At 55.7% G+C, this 21,032-nt stretch carries 23 protein-coding genes; 16 read left to right on the forward strand and 7 right to left on the reverse strand.

The genetic code is table 11. The features are described 5' to 3' along the window. Positions 1 to 3 precede the first annotated feature (3 nt). Positions 4 to 702 carry an urea ABC transporter ATP-binding subunit UrtE gene (gene urtE, locus ACOTXL_RS01075; RefSeq protein WP_045349920.1) on the forward strand — a complete coding sequence of 233 codons (699 nt, stop codon included), beginning with the start codon at positions 4 to 6 and terminating at the stop codon, positions 700 to 702. 52 nt (positions 703 to 754) lie between these two features. After that, entirely contained in the window at positions 755 to 1,393 is a 639-nt protein-coding gene (gene zinT, locus ACOTXL_RS01080; RefSeq protein ID WP_003857190.1) for a metal-binding protein ZinT, read from the forward strand. A gap of 46 nt (positions 1,394 to 1,439) precedes the next feature. Here the strand turns inward: zinT and ydeE are convergent, their stop codons facing one another. Further along, positions 1,440 to 2,657, reverse strand: a complete 1,218-nt coding sequence (gene ydeE, locus ACOTXL_RS01085; RefSeq protein WP_003857189.1) for an efflux MFS transporter YdeE — start codon at positions 2,655 to 2,657, stop codon at positions 1,440 to 1,442. Between the two features lie 192 nt (positions 2,658 to 2,849). Between ydeE and eamA the strand changes: the two genes are divergently transcribed. Beyond that, positions 2,850 to 3,749, forward strand: a complete 900-nt coding sequence (gene eamA / locus ACOTXL_RS01090; protein ID WP_045349922.1) for an O-acetylserine/cysteine exporter — start codon at positions 2,850 to 2,852, stop codon at positions 3,747 to 3,749. Positions 3,750 to 3,787: 38 nt separating this feature from the next. Here eamA and marB read toward each other — a convergent pair whose 3' ends face one another. Genes marB through marR form a run of 3 tightly spaced genes read right to left on the reverse strand, consistent with a single transcriptional unit; the run spans position 3,788 to position 4,871 of the window. Beyond that, positions 3,788 to 4,003, reverse strand: coding sequence for a multiple antibiotic resistance protein MarB (gene marB, locus ACOTXL_RS01095; protein WP_086532008.1), 216 nt, complete (start codon positions 4,001 to 4,003; stop codon positions 3,788 to 3,790). 32 nt (positions 4,004 to 4,035) lie between these two features. Further along, a complete protein-coding gene (marA, locus tag ACOTXL_RS01100; RefSeq protein WP_001303241.1) occupies positions 4,036 to 4,416 on the reverse strand; it encodes an MDR efflux pump AcrAB transcriptional activator MarA in 381 nt (126 codons plus the stop codon). 20 nt (positions 4,417 to 4,436) lie between these two features. Then, complete coding sequence (gene marR, locus ACOTXL_RS01105; protein ID WP_003857182.1) at positions 4,437 to 4,871, reverse strand: multiple antibiotic resistance transcriptional regulator MarR; 435 nt, start codon at positions 4,869 to 4,871, stop codon at positions 4,437 to 4,439. A gap of 256 nt (positions 4,872 to 5,127) precedes the next feature. Between marR and ACOTXL_RS01110 the strand changes: the two genes are divergently transcribed. Next, entirely contained in the window at positions 5,128 to 5,793 is a 666-nt protein-coding gene (locus ACOTXL_RS01110; protein WP_003857180.1) for a MarC family NAAT transporter, read from the forward strand. 43 nt (positions 5,794 to 5,836) lie between these two features. On the opposite strand, the gene ACOTXL_RS01115 is transcribed toward ACOTXL_RS01110, so the two are convergent. Further along, complete coding sequence (locus ACOTXL_RS01115) at positions 5,837 to 7,042, reverse strand: sugar transporter (RefSeq protein WP_045617326.1); 1,206 nt, start codon at positions 7,040 to 7,042, stop codon at positions 5,837 to 5,839. A 176-nt stretch (positions 7,043 to 7,218) separates the two neighbouring features. On the opposite strand from ACOTXL_RS01115, the gene ACOTXL_RS01120 reads away from it, so the two are divergent. Further along, positions 7,219 to 8,007: a PhzF family phenazine biosynthesis protein gene (locus ACOTXL_RS01120; RefSeq protein WP_045349925.1), complete on the forward strand. Its 789-nt coding sequence runs from the start codon at positions 7,219 to 7,221 to the stop codon at positions 8,005 to 8,007. Positions 8,008 to 8,029: 22 nt separating this feature from the next. Beyond that, positions 8,030 to 8,842, forward strand: coding sequence for a PhzF family phenazine biosynthesis protein (locus ACOTXL_RS01125; RefSeq protein ID WP_003857174.1), 813 nt, complete (start codon positions 8,030 to 8,032; stop codon positions 8,840 to 8,842). On the opposite strand, the gene ptrR is transcribed toward ACOTXL_RS01125, so the two are convergent. Next, positions 8,839 to 9,717, reverse strand: a complete 879-nt coding sequence (ptrR, locus tag ACOTXL_RS01130; protein ID WP_017382364.1) for a putrescine utilization regulator PtrR — start codon at positions 9,715 to 9,717, stop codon at positions 8,839 to 8,841. The two genes, ACOTXL_RS01125 and ptrR, sit on opposite strands and share 4 nt — an antisense overlap. Positions 9,718 to 9,816: 99 nt before the next feature. On the opposite strand from ptrR, the gene sad reads away from it, so the two are divergent. The 8 genes from sad (at position 9,817) to ACOTXL_RS01170 (ending at position 18,584) form a co-directional block, all read left to right on the forward strand. Beyond that, on the forward strand, positions 9,817 to 11,199 hold the full coding sequence (gene sad / locus ACOTXL_RS01135; RefSeq protein ID WP_045349928.1) for a succinate-semialdehyde dehydrogenase: 1,383 nt from the start codon (positions 9,817 to 9,819) through the stop codon (positions 11,197 to 11,199). Between the two features lie 126 nt (positions 11,200 to 11,325). Then, positions 11,326 to 12,915: a methyl-accepting chemotaxis protein gene (locus ACOTXL_RS01140; protein ID WP_045349930.1), complete on the forward strand. Its 1,590-nt coding sequence runs from the start codon at positions 11,326 to 11,328 to the stop codon at positions 12,913 to 12,915. A 62-nt stretch (positions 12,916 to 12,977) separates the two neighbouring features. Next, entirely contained in the window at positions 12,978 to 13,904 is a 927-nt protein-coding gene (gene glsB, locus ACOTXL_RS01145) for a glutaminase B (RefSeq protein WP_045349932.1), read from the forward strand. Continuing rightward, entirely contained in the window at positions 13,904 to 14,266 is a 363-nt protein-coding gene (locus ACOTXL_RS01150) for a DUF4186 domain-containing protein (protein WP_003857163.1), read from the forward strand. The genes glsB and ACOTXL_RS01150 overlap by 1 nt, the downstream gene beginning before the upstream one ends. Positions 14,267 to 14,324: 58 nt before the next feature. Beyond that, positions 14,325 to 15,290 (forward strand): sensor domain-containing diguanylate cyclase, encoded by a 966-nt coding sequence (locus ACOTXL_RS01155; RefSeq protein WP_032609205.1) that lies wholly within the window; start codon positions 14,325 to 14,327, stop codon positions 15,288 to 15,290. Positions 15,291 to 15,372: 82 nt separating this feature from the next. After that, positions 15,373 to 15,900, forward strand: coding sequence for a GNAT family N-acetyltransferase (locus tag ACOTXL_RS01160; protein WP_045349934.1), 528 nt, complete (start codon positions 15,373 to 15,375; stop codon positions 15,898 to 15,900). A gap of 116 nt (positions 15,901 to 16,016) precedes the next feature. Then, the gene (locus ACOTXL_RS01165) at positions 16,017 to 17,468 is read left to right on the forward strand and encodes a tagaturonate reductase (protein ID WP_032609210.1); all 1,452 of its coding nucleotides are present in this window, start codon (positions 16,017 to 16,019) and stop codon (positions 17,466 to 17,468) included. A gap of 201 nt (positions 17,469 to 17,669) precedes the next feature. Then, positions 17,670 to 18,584 carry a bestrophin family protein gene (locus ACOTXL_RS01170; RefSeq protein ID WP_045349936.1) on the forward strand — a complete coding sequence of 305 codons (915 nt, stop codon included), beginning with the start codon at positions 17,670 to 17,672 and terminating at the stop codon, positions 18,582 to 18,584. Here ACOTXL_RS01170 and ACOTXL_RS01175 read toward each other — a convergent pair. Continuing rightward, positions 18,572 to 19,120 (reverse strand): GNAT family N-acetyltransferase, encoded by a 549-nt coding sequence (locus tag ACOTXL_RS01175; RefSeq protein WP_045336268.1) that lies wholly within the window; start codon positions 19,118 to 19,120, stop codon positions 18,572 to 18,574. The genes ACOTXL_RS01170 and ACOTXL_RS01175 overlap by 13 nt on opposite strands. Positions 19,121 to 19,423: 303 nt before the next feature. Between ACOTXL_RS01175 and ACOTXL_RS01180 the strand changes: the two genes are divergently transcribed. Both ACOTXL_RS01180 and ACOTXL_RS01185 read left to right on the forward strand, forming a co-directional pair. Further along, positions 19,424 to 19,864: a GNAT family N-acetyltransferase gene (locus ACOTXL_RS01180; protein WP_003857152.1), complete on the forward strand. Its 441-nt coding sequence runs from the start codon at positions 19,424 to 19,426 to the stop codon at positions 19,862 to 19,864. A gap of 145 nt (positions 19,865 to 20,009) precedes the next feature. Beyond that, positions 20,010 to 21,005 carry an alpha/beta fold hydrolase gene (locus tag ACOTXL_RS01185; protein WP_003857149.1) on the forward strand — a complete coding sequence of 332 codons (996 nt, stop codon included), beginning with the start codon at positions 20,010 to 20,012 and terminating at the stop codon, positions 21,003 to 21,005. Positions 21,006 to 21,032: the final 27 nt, after the last annotated feature.

The following is a 21,032-nucleotide window of genomic DNA, read 5'->3' on the forward strand; positions in this document are numbered from 1 at the left end:
GGGATGTTACAGGTTTGCGAACTGAATCAGTACTACGGCGGAAGTCATATTCTGCGCGGGGTGAGCTTTGAGGCGGTCGTCGGGGAAGTTACCTGCCTGCTGGGGCGCAACGGGGTGGGCAAAACCACGCTGCTGAGGTGCCTGATGGGGCTGATCCCGGTGAAAGCCGGGGAGGTCGTCTGGCAGGGAAAGACCATCACTCACAGTAAACCGCACCAGCGAGTGCAGTCCGGCGTGGCGTATGTTCCGCAGGGGCGGGAGATTTTTCCGCGTCTGACCGTAGAAGAAAACCTGCTGATGGGGCTGACGCGCTTCTCAGCGGGAAACGCAAGGAGCGTACCGGAGGAGATTTGGCAGCTTTTCCCGGTGCTGAAGGAGATGAAGCACCGACGCGGAGGCGATCTTTCCGGTGGTCAGCAACAGCAGCTGGCGATTGGTCGCGCGCTGGCGAGCCGTCCACAGTTACTGATTCTGGATGAACCCACGGAAGGTATTCAGCCGTCGGTGATTAAAGAGATTGGGCAGGTGATCCGCAGCCTGGCGAACCGGGGGGATATGGCGATCCTGCTGGTGGAGCAATTTTATGATTTTGCGGCAGAGCTGGCCGACAGCTATCTGGTGATGTCGCGCGGCAGCATCGTCCAGCAGGGGCGCGGGGAGAATATGGAGCGGGAGGGCGTTCGCGGGCTGGTTGCGATCTGAAATGTTATAATATAACATCCCTGTTCTTATAAAACGGAATGAGGATTTTGCTGTGGCTGCACAACCTGGAAAAATTGCGCTGACTTTGGGAACGCTGCTGGTAAGCGGCTCGCTTTTTGCCCATTCGCACGGTCATCAGATGACGGAGGCGGAACAGAAGGCGGCAAACGGCGTCTTTGAGGATAAAGACGTCAGGGACAGGAAGCTGTCTGACTGGGACGGAACATGGCAGTCTGTTTACCCGTTCCTGCTTGATGGTTCGCTGGATCCGGTTTTCGAAAAGAAAGCGCAGAAGGGAGAAAAATCTGCTGCCGAGGTGAAGGCCTACTACCGCAAGGGTTACGCGACGGACGTGGACGCCATCGGCATTGAAAACAACGTGATGGAATTCCACCGAGGCAAAACGGTGAGCAGCTGCCGCTACGACTACAGCGGCTACAAAATTCTGACCTATGCGTCGGGGAAAAAAGGTGTGCGCTACCTGTTTGAGTGCAAGGATAACGCGAGCGAGGCGCCTAAGTTTGTGCAGTTCAGCGACCATATCATCGGGCCGAAAGCCTCTTCACACTTCCATATCTTTATGGGCAACACCTCCCACGAGGCGCTGCTGAAAGAGATGGATAACTGGCCGACCTACTACCCGAATGAGATGTACAAAGAGCAGGTGGTTGAGGAGATGTTGCACCACTAAGGTGTTGGTTTTGCCGGGGGACGGCTTCGCCTTACCCGGCCTGGGATTAGGGTTTTCCAGGTCGGGTAAGCGCAGCGCTACTCGACACGCTATCTTCACTTTTCACGCGCATCCCGCGCAATATCATCAGCCAGGCCGCAATGATGGCGGCCATCATAATGATAAATAATGACCAGTGCGGCAGATGGGTCAGGATGAGCCCGGTGATCATCGGGTTCGCCGCCGCGCCCAGCCAGCCCAGCGCTTGTGCGGAGAAGTAGCTCGCCTTCATGCCCGGCGGGGCGATATTGTCGATCAGCATGTATTCACCCGGTGCATAAATAACCTCACCCAGGGTGAAAATCGCTGCCGCGATCCCCCAGTAAATCAGGTTCTCGCCGGAAAGCATAAACCCCCCCAGCCCGAGGATGAAAAAAAGCGTCGCGGCGGTCATTAGCGGACGGATATTGCTGGCGGTGATCTTCCGTCCAAGCGCATATTGCAGGGTGACGACCACCGCCGCGTTGACGGGCAGCACAACGGCCACCACCTTTTCTGCGAAATCACTGTCCGCATGTGCAGCGAGGACATACTGGGAAATGCAGGTGGCAAACGATCCACCCACATACGACGCCAGCAGCCCGGAAAGCGTGTACCAGAACAGCGCCCGGTCTTTCAGCAGCACCGAGGGTTGCCATGGCATTTTCTCCTCAGGGCTGTCCGAGGCTATGCTTTTCTGCACAAAGAAATGGATAAACCCGAGCGGCAGTGCGGCGCAGAAGGCCGCCAGCCAGAACGGCAGTTGCAGGCTGTACATCACAAGCAGGGTGCCGATCGGCGGCCCAATCGTCCAGCCGATGTTCAGGAAACTGTAGTTGAGTGAGAAAACGCGCGCCTTTTCGCTGGAGGTCAGCACGTCGGCAAACCATGCTTTCAGCACCGTTGAGAAGACGGAATAGGCGCAGTTAATCAGGGCAAAGAACAGCACTACCAGCGTCACGTTATTCACCAGCGGAATGGCCACAAACCCGGCGATAAAGGCGACGATGGCGATCAGCATATAGCGTTTTTTGTCGAATTTATCCGCCAGGATGCCAAACCCCAGGCTAAACACCACGCCAATGGTCAACGCCACGGTAAGGGCATAGCCAATATTCTCCACGCTCATATCGTACACGCGTGTAAGATATATGGTCATAAAGGGCAGCGTTGCCCCGCGGCCAATTGTTAATAACAATGACGATGCCAGCAGCGCTGCGGTTGAGCGCCTGATTGATGGTTTCATTTTCCTGCCCGACAAATGCTTATGCTTTTTTGTTGTGTTATTACAGGATTATCATGGGATCGGCAGCTTGTATAGCACCCAATTTATCTGCAAGTGCTTCTCTTCAGTACCAGAATTAATGATCTTCTCGCGGGGCTATTTTTTCTGTTACCTTGAAGTGTTTACAAAATTTTAATATTTCAGGGGCGGAAAATGACGCGGAAAGACGGGCTGTTAGCGTTGCTGGTTGTCGTGGTGTGGGGACTCAATTTTGTGGTCATCAAAATGGGGTTGCACAACATGCCTCCATTGATGCTGGCGGGTCTGCGCTTCCTGCTGGTGGCGTTTCCGGCGCTGCTGTTCGTCGCCCGCCCGAAAATTCCCCTCAAGCTGCTGCTGGGCTACGGCCTCACCATCAGCTTTGGTCAGTTTGCGTTTCTTTTTTGCGCTATTAAATTCGGTATGCCTGCGGGCCTGGCTTCGCTGGTGCTTCAGGTGCAGGCGTTCTTTACCATCATTCTCGGCGCGTTTGTCTTTGGCGAACGCTTGCAGGGCAAGCAGCTGGCGGGCATTAGCCTTGCGGTCTTTGGCGTGCTGGTGCTGATTGAAGGCAGCCTCAACGGTCAGCATGTCGCGCTGCTGGGCTTTATGCTCACCCTGGCGGCGGGGCTGAGCTGGGCGTGCGGCAATATCTTTAACAAGCTGATAATGCAGCACGAGGCGCGTCCGGCGGTCTTATCGCTGGTGGTCTGGAGCGCGTTGATCCCCATCGTACCGTTTATGGCCGCGTCATTTATTCTGGAGGGGCCGCAGGCGATGCTGAAAAGCCTGGTGGAGATCGACCTGACGACTATTTTGTCGCTGATCTACCTGGCGTTCGTTGCCTCAATCATTGGCTATGGTATCTGGGGATCGCTGCTCGGACGCTATGAAACCTGGCGCGTGGCGCCGTTATCGCTGCTGGTACCGGTGGTCGGGCTTGCCAGCGCCGCACTGTTGCTGGATGAAACGCTCAGCGCGCTGCAACTGTGTGGCGCAGGGCTGATTATGGCCGGGCTGTATATCAACGTCTTTGGCTTGCGGGTGCATCGGGCGACGCGGGTGCAGAGTTAAGGCAGAAAAAAGCCCCGCATTAGCGGGGCAAAAACGAATTACAGGTCGTGGTTGTAATACGGCACGCCTAATTCGTCGGATTTGTCGCTGCCAGCGCCCATGTGATTGAAGTCCCAGGGCGACTGGTTTTGCGTGGACGGCATAATCATGGTGTCACGATTATTTTGCTGCCCCGCACTGGGGGTTTGCTCCGCGAAGCTCTGGCCGGAAACCATCACCAGCAAGGTGAGGGCGGCGGAGGCGATAAATTTCATGATTTCCTCGGTTACGTCTTAACAGGCGATGATTAACTGCAATGTTTTAGCGGATACAGATAACGGGATTCACCCGGCATACTGGTAATACGGTACTTATGAGGCGGCACGTCAAAGTAGTTCTTGAATGTACGCGTCAGGGTTTGTTGCGATTCAAATCCGTAACGTTCCGCCAGATAGAGGATCGGCTCATTGCTTTCTTTCAGTTTTTGGGCAATCTCCGTCAGCTTGCGGCTGCGAATATATTGTCCTAATGAATGGCCGGTCTCTTTTTTAAACATCCGTTGCAGGTGCCATTTTGAGTAACCTGAACGCTCAGACACTTTCTCAAGGGAGAGCGGAGATTCCAGGTTATCTTCGATCCAGTCCAAAATGCTATGAATGGTGATAGCGTCAGTATTGCGTCTGGACATCGTCATACCTCTTTTTCTGTTTACGGCAGGATTTTCTTGAGTAAAAGCTCAAGCGTTGCCACTTCATCCGCCGTTAAGTTTTTTGTCAGTTCCTGGTGCAGTGTTTGTCCTACTAATTGATGACATTGCTCACACATGGCCGCGCCATCGCTGGTCAGTTTCACCAGTACGCCACGTTTGTCATTTGGGTTAGGGCTTCGTTCTACCCATCCTTTACAGACGAGACGATCCAGCATGCGGGTTAACGCACCCAGATCGACAGAGAGCACCTTTTTCAGCTCAACCGGCGTGATACACACTTCGCAGCGAATGGAACACAGCACTTTAAACTGTGTTGCGGTGATATCCAGCGGTGACAGATAGTCATTGAGCAGGCGATCTTTTTTCTGATTAACCATATGAATAAGACGACCCAGTGGGATTATGTCGTTAAAGAGGTCACTGGTGCTTTTCACAATGGTTGCCCTGGCAAGTAGTTTAGTCACGGCAGATATTATTGCTCAGGCAAGTATAAGTCAACTGAATGAATCGGCCGATGCCACGAAATGCTAAAACGCTTCAGGAACTCATTCTGTACGCTTTTAAATCATACAGATAATCTGGGGTTATGAATTACGAGAGACAATTATGGTTACGCTGCGCGGATGGCTACGGACGAGGATTTGCCCCTATAATTGCGATGTTGAATAAGGATAAGGACTGCGGTGCATTATGTTGGATTTGATTAAAGCAGTGGGGCTTGGGCTGGTGGTGTTGCTGCCGCTGGCGAACCCGTTAACGACGGTGGCGCTTTTTCTGGGGCTGGCGGGGAACATGAACAGCGCGGAGCGCAATCAGCAGTCGATGATGGCCTCTGTGTACGTCTTTGCCATAATGATGGTGGCTTATTACGCCGGGCAACTGGTGATGAATACCTTTGGTATTTCGATTCCCGGTCTGCGTATCGCTGGCGGGCTGATCGTGGCCTTTATTGGTTTCCGGATGCTGTTCCCGGCGCACAAAGCGCACGAATCCCCGGAAGCCAAAAGCAAATCGGAGGAGCTTGAAAGCGAACCGAGCGCCAACATCGCGTTTGTGCCGTTAGCCATGCCGAGCACGGCAGGGCCGGGAACGATTGCGATGATCATCAGTTCCGCCTCAACGGTGCGTGATGGGTCGACATTTCCGCACTGGGTTATCACCGTTGCGCCGCCGATCATTTTTGCGCTTATTGCCATTATTGTCTGGGGGTCATTGCGCAGTTCCGGGGCGATTATGCGCTGGGTGGGCAAGGGGGGGATTGAAGCTATCTCCCGTCTGATGGGCTTCCTGCTGGTCTGTATGGGCGTGCAGTTTATTATTAACGGCGTGCTGGAGATTGTTAAGACGTATCATTGAGAACGTTGCCGGGTAAGCGCAGAGCCACCCGGCACAACAAACGTCAACCGTGGCTGGCGTGGCTGGTCTGTTCTTCCATCGCGACCGGCCATTTACGGAAGATAAGCACCGACCAGATCAGCGCGATCAGCGCCGGAATCGCCCCGAGATAGCCAATGGCCGACATCGATACATGCAGGCTGATCTGATTTCCCACCAGCGCACCGGCGCCAATCCCCAGATTAAAAATCCCGGAGAAGAGCGACATCGCTACGTCCGTGGCGTCCGGGGCCAGCGCCAGCACTTTGACCTGCATTCCCAGACCAATAATCATGATCGCCACGCCCCAGAACAGACTGAGGATCGCCAGATGACTCTCGCTGCCTGCCGCAGGCATCAGTAACAGCAGACATGCCAGCAGCAGGCCAATCGCACTGCTTACAAGCGCAGACGCATGCTGATTGCCCAGCTTCCCGAACAGGATGCTGCCGATAATCCCCGCGCCGCCCAGGATCAGCAGCAGAACGGTGGCAAAGTTAGCGCTAAAGCCCGCCACAACCTGAACAAACGGCTCAATATAGCTGTAGGCCGTGTAATGGGCGGTCACCACAATCACGGTCAGCAAATAGATGCTCATCAGCGCCGGTCGACGCATCAGCAGCGGAAGACTTTTCAGCGAGCCGGAGTGTTCGCTGGGCAGTTTTGGCAGCAGTTTGATCAGACACACCAGGGTGATCAGCGCCCCCATGCCGATGGCAAAGAAGGTGGTGCGCCAGCCGAAGTATTGACCCACAATGCGCCCGATCGGCAGGCCTAACACCATCGCCAGCGCCGTTCCGGTGGCAATCAGGCTCAGCGCCTGGGCGCGTTTCCCCGCCGGGGCCAGACGAATGGCGAGCGATGCGGTGATCGACCAGAAAACGGCATGGGCAAACGCGATGCCGACGCGGCTGATGACTAGCACGGTGAAGTTCCATGCCATAAATGACAGCACATGGCTGGCAATGAACACCACAAACAGCCCAATCAGCAGCTTACGACGTTCCATCTGGCTGGTCAGCAGCATAAACGGCAGCGACATCAGCGCTACCCCCCATGCATAGATGGTCAGCATAATGCCAACCTGTGCCGTTTCCATATGGAAGCTGGCCGCAATGTCGGACAGCAGCCCAACCGGAACAAATTCCGTGGTGTTGAAAATAAACGCTGCGATGGCGAGCGTGACCACGCGTAGCCACGCGACCCTGCGGGAAACCGTGTGTGTTGTCATAGGGATATCTGGGATTCGTTGCCTGAAAGATGAGGAGACGATCTTAAAGCCTTAAACGGCGAAAACTCAACCGTTATGTGATATGAATCACAAAATTTACCTTCATGCAGCGGTAGCGAACGCGGTTGTTTTCATTGAAGATAAAGAACAACACAACAAAAACAGGCGGTAACACAATGCAGGAGATTGATTTTTATCTGGTAGATGCGTTCAGCGCGTCCTCCTTTGGCGGCAACCCGGCGGCGGTGTGCCCCCTCGACGCGTGGCTACCGGATGAGACGTTACTGCGGATGGCACAACAGCATAACCAGTCGGAAACCGCGTTTTTTGTGTGTACCAAAGGGGGGATCGAGTTGCGCTGGTTCACCACGCTAACCGAGGTTAATCTGTGTGGTCACGCGACGCTTGCCGCGGCGTATATTCTGTTTAACGAACTGGATTATCCGGACTCACGCCTTCATTTTGACACTGCCTCTGGTCGCCTGACCGTCAGCCGTGAAGGTGACTGGATGACGCTGGACTTCCCGGCCTGCCCGACGCAGGCGCAGACGCCGCCACCGGAGTTGCTCACCGCACTCGGTATCACCCGCTACGTCGAGGCGCGAAAAGGCCGCGCCTGGGTGCTGGTACTGGAGAGCCGCGAGCAGGTGGAAGCCATTAATCCGGATTTCTCCGCCATGACGCCGGGGGAGCATAAAGTGGCCGTCACCGCCCGGGACGAAGGAGAATACGACTTTATCAGTCGTTTCTTCTCGCCGGGCGTGGCCGTGCCGGAAGATCCTGTCACCGGCTCCGCGCACACCATGCTGATCCCTTACTGGAGTGCACGGCTTGGCAAAACACAGATGTTTGCCCGCCAGGTTTCCGCCCGTGGAGGAGACGTACGCTGCGAACTCAAGGGCGACCGCGTGCGGATGGGCGGGCAGGCGGCGCTGTATCTGAAGGGCACAGTATTTCTGCGCTGAATAAATCTAAGAGGAACCAACGATGCAGGAAATTGATTTTTATCTGGTAGATGCTTTCAGCGACAGGGCGTTCGGCGGCAATGCGGCGGCGGTGTGTCCGCTGGAAGCGTGGCTACCGGATGAGACGCTGCTGAAGATGGCGAAGCAGCATAATCAGTCAGAGACGGCGTTTTTTGTCCGAACGGATAACGGGTTTGAACTGCGCTGGTTTACCACGCAGGATGAAATTAACCTCTGTGGCCACGCAACCCTCGCGGCTTCTCACGTTATTTTTGAATACCTGGATTATCCGCATACGGAAATCACCTTCACCACGCGCTTTGTCGGCGAACTGACGGTACAACGCAGCGGCGACTGGCTGACGCTTAATTTCCCGGCGTGGTCAACCGAGGTTGTCGATACTCCACCCCCAGTGCTGTTCAGCGCGCTGGGCATTAACGCGACAAACGAGGTCCGTGTGGGGCGTGACTACATGGTGGTGCTCGACAGCCAGCGGCAGGTGGAGGCGCTGACGCCGGATATCACTGCCATGCTCCCGCTGGGGAAAATGGTCTGCGTTACAGCGCCGGGAGATGAGTATGATTTCGTCAGCCGCTTCTTCTGCCCGGGGGAAGGGGTGCCGGAGGATCCGGTGACGGGATCAGCTCACAGCATGCTGATCCCGTACTGGAGCGAAAAGCTTGGTAAAACGCAGATGTCGGCCCGCCAGGTTTCCTTGCGCGGCGGGGATCTGCGCTGCGAGCTGAAAGGCGACCGCGTGCTGATTGGAGGGCAGGCCACGCTGTATATGAAGGGAAAAATTTTCCTTCGACTCCAGGACTACGTTCAACTTTAACAACTGGGCGCAGGTGGCTGACGCTCGTTCAGCAGCGCGATAAATGCCTCCAGCTGGCGGGTCATCGCCCCGCGTCGCCACACCAGCCAGGTGGTGAGCCAGCGCCAGTTTTCCGCCAGCGGCCACGCCGCCACCTGATGATGCCCCGGCATGCTCTCCAGCATGGAGCGGGGCATCAGCGCAATGCCTGCCCCGGCAATCACACAGGCGAGCATCCCGTGGTAGGACTCCATCTCATGGATCCTTCCCGGCGTTACGCGGTCGGCATGGAACCAGCTCTCCAGATGACGCCGGTAAGAACAGTTGGCGCGAAAGGCATACACGTCGCTGCCGCTCACCTGCGTGGCTTTTGACACTTCCGCGTGGCCCGCAGGGGTGACCAGCATCATCTCTTCCCGGTAAACCGGCATCCCTTCCAGTTCCGGGTGCGAGAGCGGCCCGTCGACAAAGGCGGCGCTAAGCGTCCCTTCAAGCACGCCGTCAATCATCGTACCGGAAGGCCCGGTGGATAACGCAAACTGAATGCGCGGATAGCGCTGGTTAAACCGCGCCAGACTTTCCGGAATGCGTACGGCGGCGGTACTTTCCAGCGCGCCGAGCGAGAATAATCCCTGCGGTTCATCCCCGGCGACGACCATTCGCGCTTCGTCGACCAGCGCCAGGATCTGTTTGCTGTAGCGCAAAAAATTGTGCCCGGCGGGGGAAAGCCGCAGGCGCTGATTCTCGCGAATAAACAGCTCCACGCCGAGATCCGCTTCTAGCTGTCGGATGCGGGTGGTGAGGTTTGAGGGCACCCGGTGTACCTTCTGCGCCGCCTGGGTAATGCTGCCGGTCAGTGCGACGGCGTTAAACATCTCAAGCTGAGTTAAGTCCATACCGTTCTCGATTCGTGAATAAGGTGGTGAGTATTATTCATTTTTAAGAAATAGCAGAGTAGGCCACAATCAATCAACTGTTATTACGTGGAGAACATCATGACCTATTCATCTGCTACCCATGCCCACTCTGTCAACCCGGCTACCGGCGAAACGCTGGCTGCTTACCCGTGGGCAACGTCCCGTGACGTTGAGCGTGCCATTGCACAGGCGGATACTGGTTTTCGTCAATGGCGACGCGAAAGCGTGGCGCACCGGGCGCAAAAACTTCGCGATCTGGGTGCGGCACTGCGTAGCCGTGCGGAAGAGATGGCGCAGACTATCTCCCGGGAGATGGGCAAGCCCATTGTGCAGGCGCGTGCGGAGGTGGCTAAGTCCGCCAGCCTTTGCGACTGGTACGCTGAACACGGCCCGTCGATGCTGCACCCGGAATCAACCCAGGTCGAAAATGCGGTGATTGAGTACCGTCCGCTGGGACCTATTCTTGCGGTGATGCCGTGGAACTTCCCGCTCTGGCAGGTGCTGCGCGGTGCGGTGCCGATCCTGCTGGCAGGGAACAGCTATCTGCTTAAACATGCGCCTAATGTGCTCGGCTCGGCGGAGCTGATCGGGAAGGTATTCGCGGATGCCGGTTTCCCGGAGGGGGTCTTTGGCTGGGTGAACGCGACGAATGACGGCGTCAGCCAGGCGATTAACGATCGGCGTATCGCGGCGGTGACCGTAACCGGCAGCGTTCGGGCTGGTGCGGCAATTGGCGCGCAGGCGGGCGCGGCGCTGAAGAAATGCGTGCTGGAGCTGGGCGGTTCCGATCCGTTTATCGTTCTGAACGATGCGGATCTTGATCTGGCCGTCAACGCGGCGGTGGCCGGACGTTATCAGAATACCGGACAGGTTTGTGCGGCGGCAAAACGCTTTATTGTGGAAGCGGGCGTAGCGGACGCCTTTACCCAACGCTTTGTTGACGCGGTCAAGGCGCTGAAGGTGGGCGCACCGGATGAGGAAGATAACTATATTGGCCCGATGGCGCGATTTGATCTTCGCGATGAACTGCATCAGCAGGTGCAGGCTACGCTGGCGGAAGGGGCGACCCTGCTGCTCGGCGGAGAGAAGCTTGCCGGGAGCGGTAACTATTATGCGCCAACCGTACTCGGCGGCGTCACCCGACAGATGACGGCCTTCCGTCAGGAGCTGTTTGGCCCGGTGGCCGCGATTACCGTCGCCAATGATGCGGCGCACGCGTTGCAGCTGGCTAACGACAGCGATTTTGGCTTATCGGCGACGGTCTTTACCGCTAACGATGCGCTGGCTGAAACCTTCTCTCGCGAGCTGGAGTGCGGCGGAGTCTTTATCAACGGCTATAGCGCAAGCGATGCGCGCGTTGCCTTTGGCGGAGTGAAGAAGAGCGGCTTCGGGCGAGAGCTATCTCATTTCGGTCTGCATGAGTTCTGTAATGTGCAGACGGTGTGGAAGGATCGCATCTAATATTGTTGCCGGGTAAGGCCAGGCCGCTACCCGGCAGTTCACGTTTCCTGTCATTTTTGCGTAATGGTTCTGTCATTTTCGTTTCGTAGACTCGCCGCGTCTAACGTATTGTTACAGAAGAAAATTATGAACCTAACGCAAATTTTTAGTCGTCTTGCGCCGTGCTTTATTCCTCGTCAGTTTGGCCTGCTGACCGGCATCTTTTGTATTATTGGCCTTTTCTCCGCCCTGCAACTCTCTTCCTCCTTCCTGCTCACCGCCTCCCTGAATCAAGCCCAGCGTAACGAACAGCGCAATCAGCTGGCCTGGCAGCAACAGAGCAGGCTGGATCAGGCCCGTATTTCGCTGCTTGCGGCGAGCGATCTGCTCAACCGCTCCGGAGTGTACTTTATGCAGGATAAAGAGACCGGTTCGGAAGGGAGCTGGCATAGCCTGATGGACGAGGCGCAAAAATCCCTGGCGGCGTCTCAACAGGCATGGCAAGCATGGCTCGCGCTTAATCCTCCGCAGGACGAGGGGCTTGTTAACAGCTATCAGCTGTTCTTCGGTGCCATTAGCGAGCAGGCGGAAGGGCTGGTGAAAACCAACAGCATCGACCTCTTTTTTGCCGTACCCGCCCAGGCCTTTCAGACCGATTTTAATGACAACTTTGCACGCTATCAGCAACGGAGTGAGAAGCAGGCGATACAGGGGCGTCAGTCGCTCATGGAACAACTCTCAGGCCTGCAACGGCTGTTCCTGTTTGCGCCGCTGGTGCTGCTGGCCATTGCCATAGCCGTCTGGTTTGGAATGGCGAAGTGGGTGATATCCCCGCTACGCCGTCTGATTATCCATATTAACCAGCTTGCGGCAGGGGATTTATCAGGCACGCCGCCTGACGTTGTGCGCTTTAACCGTGAAATCAGCCAGCTCTGCGGCAGTATTACCGCCATGCAGCTTGGGCTACAGCAGCTGGTGACTCAGGTCAGCGAGGCCACTACCGCCATGGTTGAAAATATTGGGTCACTTGCGCAGGGGAATCAGAAGCTTTATCAGCAGTCTACGCGACAAGCCAAAGAGCTGGAGGAGGTGACCGCGCATATCGCCGATCTCGAAACCCACGTTGAGGGGAACACAGGTTATGCAAAACTCGCCCGCTCGCGCGCGGATGAAGCCCGACAGGCTGCCGTAGGCGGGGAGCAAATGATGACGGCGGTGAATGGCTCGATGCAGACGATCGTCGACCGATCCTCAGAGATGCGCGGGATCGTCGCGATGATCGACAGCGTGGCGTTTCAGACCAACATTCTCGCCCTCAATGCTGCCATTGAAGCCGCCCATGCAGGAGAGCAGGGGCGCGGATTTGCGGTGGTCGCCCGGGAAGTGGGGTTGCTGGCCAGAAAAAGCAGTCACTCTACGCAAACCATCCAGGCGCTGATTAACCACTCGCTTCAGGGCATTGAGGAAGGATCTCAGGTGGTAAACCGTCTGGAAGAGAATTTGCAACAGGTCACCGGGCTGGTGGCGAATCTGAGCAGCCTGCTGAATGATATTTCCTTGGCCACCCTGAATCAGGGGGATAGCATCCATCAGATGACCCGTCAGCTTCAGGCGCTGAATCAGGTATCACGTCAGACTGATGTGCTGGTTAGCGAAGCGTCAAATGCCTCTGAGCGCCTGCATCAACAGTCCGATCTTTTGTTGCAGGCCGTCTCGCGTTTTCGTCTCCCTGCCTGACGTGACGTATAAGCCTCTGTTATACTCGCAGCCCGTTTTAGCCTGAGGGCAAGGAGCAAAGTGTGGCTGCGGTCATCCATAATGAGATGCTGGACGAGATTCTGGCGCAGGTTCGTCCGTTACTGGGGCAGGGTAAGGTTGCCGATTACATTCCCGCGCTGGCCTCGATCAGCGGTAATAAGCTCGGCATCGCCATTTGTACTGTCGACGGGCAGCGTTTTCAGGCGGGAGACGCGCTGGAGCGATTTTCCATTCAGTCGATCTCAAAAGTGCTTAGCCTCGTTGCCGCCATGCGCCAGTATGACGAGCAGGAGATCTGGCAGCGGGTGGGCAAAGATCCGTCCGGTCAGCCGTTTAACTCCCTTCTTCAGCTGGAAATCGAACAGGGTAAGCCGCGTAACCCATTTATTAACGCCGGGGCGCTGGTGGTGTGCGATATGCTGCAAAGCCGGCTGAGCGCGCCGCGCCAGCGGATGCTCCAGATTGTGCGGCAGCTTTCCGGCGTGCAGGACATCGCCTACGATCCGGTGGTAGCGCGCTCTGAGTTTGAACACTCTGCACGTAACGCCGCCATCGCCTGGCTGATGAAGTCCTTCGGCAACTTTTATAATGACGTTGCCACGGTGCTGCAAAACTATTTTCATTACTGCGCGCTGAAGATGAACTGCGTTGAACTGGCGCAGACTTTTCTGTTTCTGGCGCATCAGGGCCATGCCCCTCATCTGGGCGAGGACGTTGTCTCCCCGATGCAGGCCCGGCAGATCAACGCCTTAATGGCAACCAGCGGAATGTATCAGAATGCCGGGGAGTTTGCCTGGCGCGTGGGGCTGCCGGCTAAATCCGGCGTTGGCGGTGGGGTCGTGGCGATTGTCCCCCACGAGATGGCGATTGCCGTCTGGAGCCCGGAACTGGACGAGACCGGAAATTCACTGGCGGGCGTAGCGGCGCTGGAACAGCTGACCAAACGTCTTGGACGGTCCGTATACTGATGTCCACGTTAGATCCTCTGTTCGCGCGCCTGGCTCGCTCCACGTTTCGTTCACGATTTCATTTAGGGACGAAAGAGCGGCAATACTGCTGGGATAAGGGCGCAGAGACTATCGATAAGCATGCCGCCGATTTTGTCGCCGCGCGGCTGGCGCCTGCACACCCGGTGAATGACGGTAAGCAGACGCCGATGCGCGGCCATCCGGTTTTTATCGCCCAGCATGCCACGGCAACCTGCTGTCGGGGCTGTCTGGCTAAGTGGCACGCTATTCCGCAGGGCGTGCCGCTGAGTGCGCAGCAACAACAGTATATCGTCAACGTAATCCATCATTGGCTGGTCATAGAGGTAAATCGTGCCTCCTGAACTGACAATGTCTCTGTTTAAGCTACGCTTTTACTAATGCTCAGCGTCAGGAGACGTTATGAAGGCACCTCAAATTCCCGTTAATGAAGCGGAGCGCATGAATGCGCTGCGCGAATCCGGTCTGCTTGAGATCGACAATTATCCCGCGTTTGATCGTCTTACGCGGCTGGCAACACGCTTTTTCAGGGTGCCGCTGGCGATGATTACGCTGGTGGATGACCACGCCGCGATCGTGAAATCTGCTGACGGCCGGGCACTCGCCAGCCAGCCTCGCGACCTCTCGTTTTGCGGTCATACGATCCTGGGTGACGCGCCGCTGGTGGTGAGTGACACGCTGCTGGACGAACGCTTCGCGGATAATCCGCAGGTGGCGGGAGATCCGGGCGTGCGCTTTTATGCCGGTTTCCCGCTGCGTTTACGCGACGGGGCGTGCGTAGGATCGTTGTGTCTCATTGATTACGCGCCGCGGGAGTTTACCGCGGCGGATGCCGCCGTACTGGCCGATCTCAGCGCGCTGGCGGAGGATGAATTTGCAGCCGTTAGCGCCGCCACGACCGATGAACTCACGGGATTGTTTAACCGTCGCGGGTTTAACCAGTTTGCGCAGTTTGCACTGTCGGTTTCGCAGCGTCGGGCAGAACCGTTAACCCTTGGCTGGCTGGATCTGGACCATTTCAAAACCATTAACGATCGCTTCGGACATCAGGAGGGTGACAAAGCTCTGAAAGCGATGGCCGCCCTGATGCGTTCCTCGTTCCGCGAGGCCGATCTGCTGGTACGTTTCGGGGGAGATGAGTTCGCGGTGCTGTTTGCGGATACCGATGAGCCTGGCGCCTGGATCGCCATGCAGTATCTCGTCGAACAAACGGAAAAGTATAACGCGCGTCAGCTGCATCCCTGGTCGTTACAGTTCTCCTGGGGGTTGAGCGAGTTCGATCATCACCGCAACGATATTCAGGCATGGTTAAAACACGCGGATGCGCAAATGTACGCCATGAAGCGGCAACACCACGGCGAAAAATGACATAACGAAATCCTATGTCATCGCTTATTGCGTTACAAAAATGTTAATAGCAAAGTGGAGAGATTCAACCTAAGGACGCGCAATGAACTCTCCCATGCTGATTAAACCTCTCTCCCGACAGGACATCCTCACCCATATTGATGCCCTGAACGATATTCTCGTCAACTGTGTCAACGGCGGCGCCTCCGTCAGCTTTATGCTGCCTTTTTCTGCCGGGAAAGCCCAAACCTTCTGGCTCGGCGTCGCAGACAGCGTCGGGCGCGACGAGCGTACCGTCATGGGCTGTTTTGATGCGGAGCAGGGGCTGGTTGGCACGGTCCAGCTGATCACCGATCAGCCTGAAAACCAGCCGCACCGTGCAGATGTCGCGAAACTGCTGGTTCATGAGAAGGCGCGCCGTAAAGGGGCGGCAATGGCGCTGATGGAAGCCCTGGAGGCGGTTGCGCGTGAAAAAGCGCTTACGGTGCTGGTGCTTGATACCTCGACCGGCAGCGGCGCGGAGACGTTTTATCAGAGAGCGGGCTGGCAAAAGGCGGGGGAGATCCCACGCTACGCCCTGATGCCGAACGGGGACATGACGGCGACCTCGATGTTCTATAAATTTCTTTGATATTTTTCACCATCGCGTCCTGAGTTGATCCAGACAGGGGTTCTGGTCCTGAAGTTTTGATAAGTTATCACACCAATCTTATCAGGCTGTATGACTAATCATAAAGGACCTCCATTGTGAACACTCTCAACCGTCGTGATTTCCCCGGTGCGTGCTACCCTGAACGTATCATCCAGTTTGGCGAAGGTAACTTCCTGCGCGCGTTCGTTGACTGGCAAATCGACCTCTTAAACGAGCATACCGATCTCAATGCCGGTGTGGTGATTGTGCGGCCGATCCAGAGCGATTTTCCGCCGTCGCTGAGCACCCAGGATGGTCTGTATACCACAATTATTCGTGGTCTGAATGAGCAGGGAGAAGCGGTAAGCGATGCGCGTCTTATTCGTTCCGTAAATCGTGAAATCAGCGTCTACAGCCAGTACGATGAATTTCTGGCGCTCGCCCATAACCCGGACATGCGGTTTGTCTTCTCCAACACCACGGAAGCGGGCATCAGCTATCACGCGGGCGATAAGTATGACGATGCGCCTGCTGCCAGCTATCCGGCCAAACTGACGCGTCTGCTGTTCGAGCGCTTTACCCACTTTAACGGGGCTGCGGATAAAGGCTGGATCATTATTCCTTGTGAGCTTATCGACTACAACGGCGATGCCCTGCGTGAACTGGTGCTGCGCTATGCACAGGAGTGGGCGCTGCCGGCGGCATTCATTGCGTGGCTGAATAACGCTAACACCTTCTGCTCGACGCTGGTTGACCGCATTGTTACCGGCTATCCGCGTGATGAGGTGGCAGAGCTGGAAGCTGGTCTGGGCTATCAAGACAGCTTCCTCGACACGGCAGAACATTTCTATCTGTTTGTTATTCAGGGGCCAAAATCACTTGCAGCAGAACTGCGCCTGGATAAATACTCGCTTAACGTCCTGATTGTTGACGATATTAAACCGTATAAAGAGCGTAAGGTGGCGATCCTCAACGGCGCGCACACGGCGCTGGTTCCGGTCGCTTTTCAGGCCGGCCTGGATACGGTAGGGGAAGCCATGAACGACGCGGAAATTTGCGCGTTCGTCGAGAAGGCTATTTATGAGGAGATTATTCCGGTCCTGGATCTGCCGCGCGACGAGCTGCACTCCTTCGCCAGTGCCGTAACGGGGCGTTTCCGTAATCCGTACATTAAGCATCAGCTGCTGTCGATTGCACTGAACGGGATGACCAAGTACCGCACCCGCATTCTGCCGCAACTGCTGGCAGGGCAGAAGGCGACCGGCAAACTGCCAGCACGTCTGACCTTTGCTCTGGCGGCGCTGATTGCATTTTACCGTGCCGAGCGCAACGGTGAGCGCTATCCGGTGCAGGACGATGCGCACTGGCTTGAACGTTACCAGCAGTTGTGGACGCAACATCACGACAAACAGGTCACTACCCGTGAACTGGTATCGTCGGTGTTAAGCGTGAGCGAACACTGGGAACAGGATCTCACTCTGGTTAACGGACTGGTAGACCAGGTTGCGCTGGATCTGGATGCGATTTTAAGCAAAGGCATGCGCGATGCGGTGAAACCGCTCTGCTAATCATAATGCCCGGCGTTTGCCGGGTTTTTTAAAGACCCCATTTAGTTACAACATACTATACGTTCTTTTTTTAGAAAGCACTTGCGGCACCGTGCGGTTCAGGCTTAACAGGTCAGAAAATGCAATGAACTATTAACATGCTTGCAACCGTGAGGGGGATCACGTTTAATAGCCGCGCTCTTTACTTTTCTGAAGCTGATTATGATTGTTCGTCCTCAACAGCACTGGCTGCAACTGATTTTTGTCTGGCATGGTTCGGTACTTCCCAAAATTTATACCCGACTGCTGCTTAACTTCCTGCTTTCCATCGCCGTGATTGTCATGCTGCCGTGGTACACCTCGCTGGGTATCCGGTTTACCGTCGCGCCGTTCAGCATTCTGGGTGTGGCTATCGCCATCTTCCTGGGGTTTCGCAATAACGCCTGTTATTCGCGCTACGTTGAGGCGCGTCTGCTTTGGGGGCAGTTGATGATAGCGGCGCGCTCGCTGTTTCGCGAGGTAAAAAACACCTTGCCGGATGATAAACATCTTGGAGAGTTTGTCCGCCTGCAAATCGCGTTTGCTAACTGTCTGCGAATGACTCTACGCAGAGAAACCAATGCCGATCAGCTGTCCCGCTATCTGGCTCCAGGCGATTTACGCAAAGTGATGGACGCCAACTCGCCGGCGAACCGTATCCTGCTGATCATGGGGGAGTGGCTGGCCGTGCGGCGGCGTAGCGGGCACCTTTCAGACATTCTGTTTCACAGCCTCAACAACCGCCTTAATGATATGTCCATCGTGCTGGCTGGCTGTGAGCGTATCGCCAATACGCCGGTCCCGTTTGCCTATACGCTGATCCTGCACCGGACGGTGTATCTGTTCTGCATCATGCTGCCGTTTGCGCTGGTCGTTGATCTGCATTACATGACGCCCTTTGTCTCTGCACTGATTTCCTACACCTTTATCTCGCTGGACACGCTGGCGGAAGAGCTGGAAGATCCGTTTGGAACGGAAGATAACGATCTGCCGCTGGACGCCATCTGCAACATGATGGAGCGCGACCTGTTGCAGATGAACGATGAAGAGAACATACCTGAAAGACTGATGCCGGATAAGCATTATCAGCTGACCTGACGGGCATTCCACTCGTCGCGGGTGATTTCCCACAGCTCCGAATCCAGCAGGCCGCTGACATAGGCTTTCTTCTCCGTCCTGATGAGCCGCATGCCGCTGCTGTCTGAAATACGTCGGGAGCGGCTGTTTGCAGCCGCTTTCGGCGCGCGCAACACCGGTTTGTTAAGCGTATTGAACCAGTAATCCGTGGCCGCAATGCTCGCCTCGCGCATATATCCCTGGCCCTGAAATTCCGGCGCGAGCCAGAAGCCCCGGTTGTTGTCCTCCACGTCATACAGGCAAATCAACCCCATCAGTTCGTCAGACGCTTCGCGACGGCGAATCGTCCAGAACCACGCAATCCCTTTGGCCATATCGGGCAGTGCAACGTTGTTGACATAATTTTCTGCACCGTTTTCCGGGTAGGGCCAGGGGACTGAAGCCACCATATAGCGGACAATCTCCCAGCGCGGATAGCGTTGCTGGATCTGGACGGCATCTTCTGCAATCAGGGGGCGTAATATCAGGCGCTCGGTGGTAAGCGTGGGTATGGTCATCCGCTGATCTCCATAATTAAGCGTTATGCTTTTGTTTGGGTTCTGGTATTTTCATCAATATCACATTCTATTTGGTCGTGCTTTTGTTATTCAGGTTTATCCATAAAAGGGGTTATATGATGCTGAGAAAAGCCAGGCCCGAAGAAGCCGAAACACTCTGGCACGTCCGTAACGAAGCGATTCGCCATGGCTGCAAAATCTAGTGGGTTTTGCCATGCTGGGTGAAAATACGCATTACTCGCGTATGGCCGACGCGCATTTACGCTGTATTGAAATGGCAATTGATTTGTAAGGTCAGAACAGATGACGCTAACCGTACGTCCTTTATGCACAGATGATTACCCACAATGGCGACCGCTGTGGGATGGCTATACCCATTTTTATGAGTGCTACCTTGACGAGTCCGTTACCGCGGCCACCTGGGACAGGGCGCTCGCAGATTCATCATCTCTGTTTTGCCGTGTCGTGGAGAAGGACGGCCGCGTCATCGGCTTCGCCATGTGCGTCCTGCATGAAGGGACCTGGTCAACCGCGCCCGTTTGCTATCTGGAAGATCTGTTTGTTGACGCTGCCGAACGTGGCGCAGGGGCGGGTAAAGCGCTTATCGACGCCCTGATCGATGAAGGCAAGCGGGAAGGGTGGTCAAAACTCTACTGGGTAACCCGCATGAACAATCCGGCGCGTAAGCTGTATGATCACTATGGTGAAGCCGACGATTACGTCCGGTACCGAATCTCGCTTTAGTCGTTTAATACCTGGGTTTGTATCACACTGTATCTGCCTCTGTGATACATACACAGGTATGCAATAAAACCGCATCCGCACACATCTCCTGTACAAACGCATGGTGTTATATCTCCGTCAACTGAACTTACCCGGAGATAACATCATGTTTAATAAACTCGCATACTCAGCCGTCGCCCTGACCGTATCACTTGGCACCGTGATGTCCTGCCAGGCAGAAGCGACGGGTAAGGATTACGCGTCGGCCTTTAACCAGGTTAAACAGATTAACGCTGGCGATTTGAACGTCGGTTACGTCGATATCGGGCCAAAAGAGGGGCAACCGGTGATCCTGCTGCATGGCTGGCCGTACGACATTCACAGTTATGCAGAAGTGGCCCCCGCGCTGGCCGCGAAGGGGTATCGTGTCATTGTGCCGTCCCTGCGCGGGTACGGCACCACACGCTTTATTTCTGATAAAACGCCGCGAAACGGCCAGCCTTCGGCAATGGCAAAAGACATCGTCAACCTGATGGACGCCCTGAATATCAAACAGGCGGTGTTTGCCGGTTATGACTGGGGGGCGCGTACGGCAGATATCGTTGCAGCGCTCTGGCCGGAACGGGTGAAATCGCTGGTCTCGGTAAGTGGCTACCTGATCAGCAGCCAGGCGATTGGCAAACAGCCTTTACCGCCGAAGGCAGAGGTTCAGTGGTGGTATCAGTTCTATTTCGCCACGCCGCGCGGGGCGGAGGGCTATGCTAAAAATACGCACGATTTTGCCCGGTTGATCTGGTCCCAGGCTTCGCCTGACTGGAAATTCAGCGATGCCACCTTCAATGCCAGCGCCAAATCCCTCGATAACCCGGACCACGTTGCCGTCACGCTCAGTAATTACCGCTGGCGTCTGGGGCTGGAGAAGGGTGAGCAGAAATATGACGCCTACGAACAAAAGCTAGCTACGCTGCCGAATATTACGGTGCCGACCATCACCATCGAGGGTGGTAACAACGGAGCACCACATCCTGCACCCGCAGCCTATGCGGGGAAATTCACCGGAAAATATGAGCACCGTACTTTCGGCGCAACGGTTGGCCACAACCCGCCGCAGGAAGATCCGCAGGACTTTGTTAAAGCCGTTGTCGACGCGGATAAGCTCTGATATGTGCTATTTTCAATCCGTTACCTC

This window comes from Enterobacter cloacae complex sp. IR5402 (assembly GCF_049238125.1).
Lineage (GTDB): Bacteria > Pseudomonadota > Gammaproteobacteria > Enterobacterales > Enterobacteriaceae > Enterobacter > Enterobacter hormaechei_C.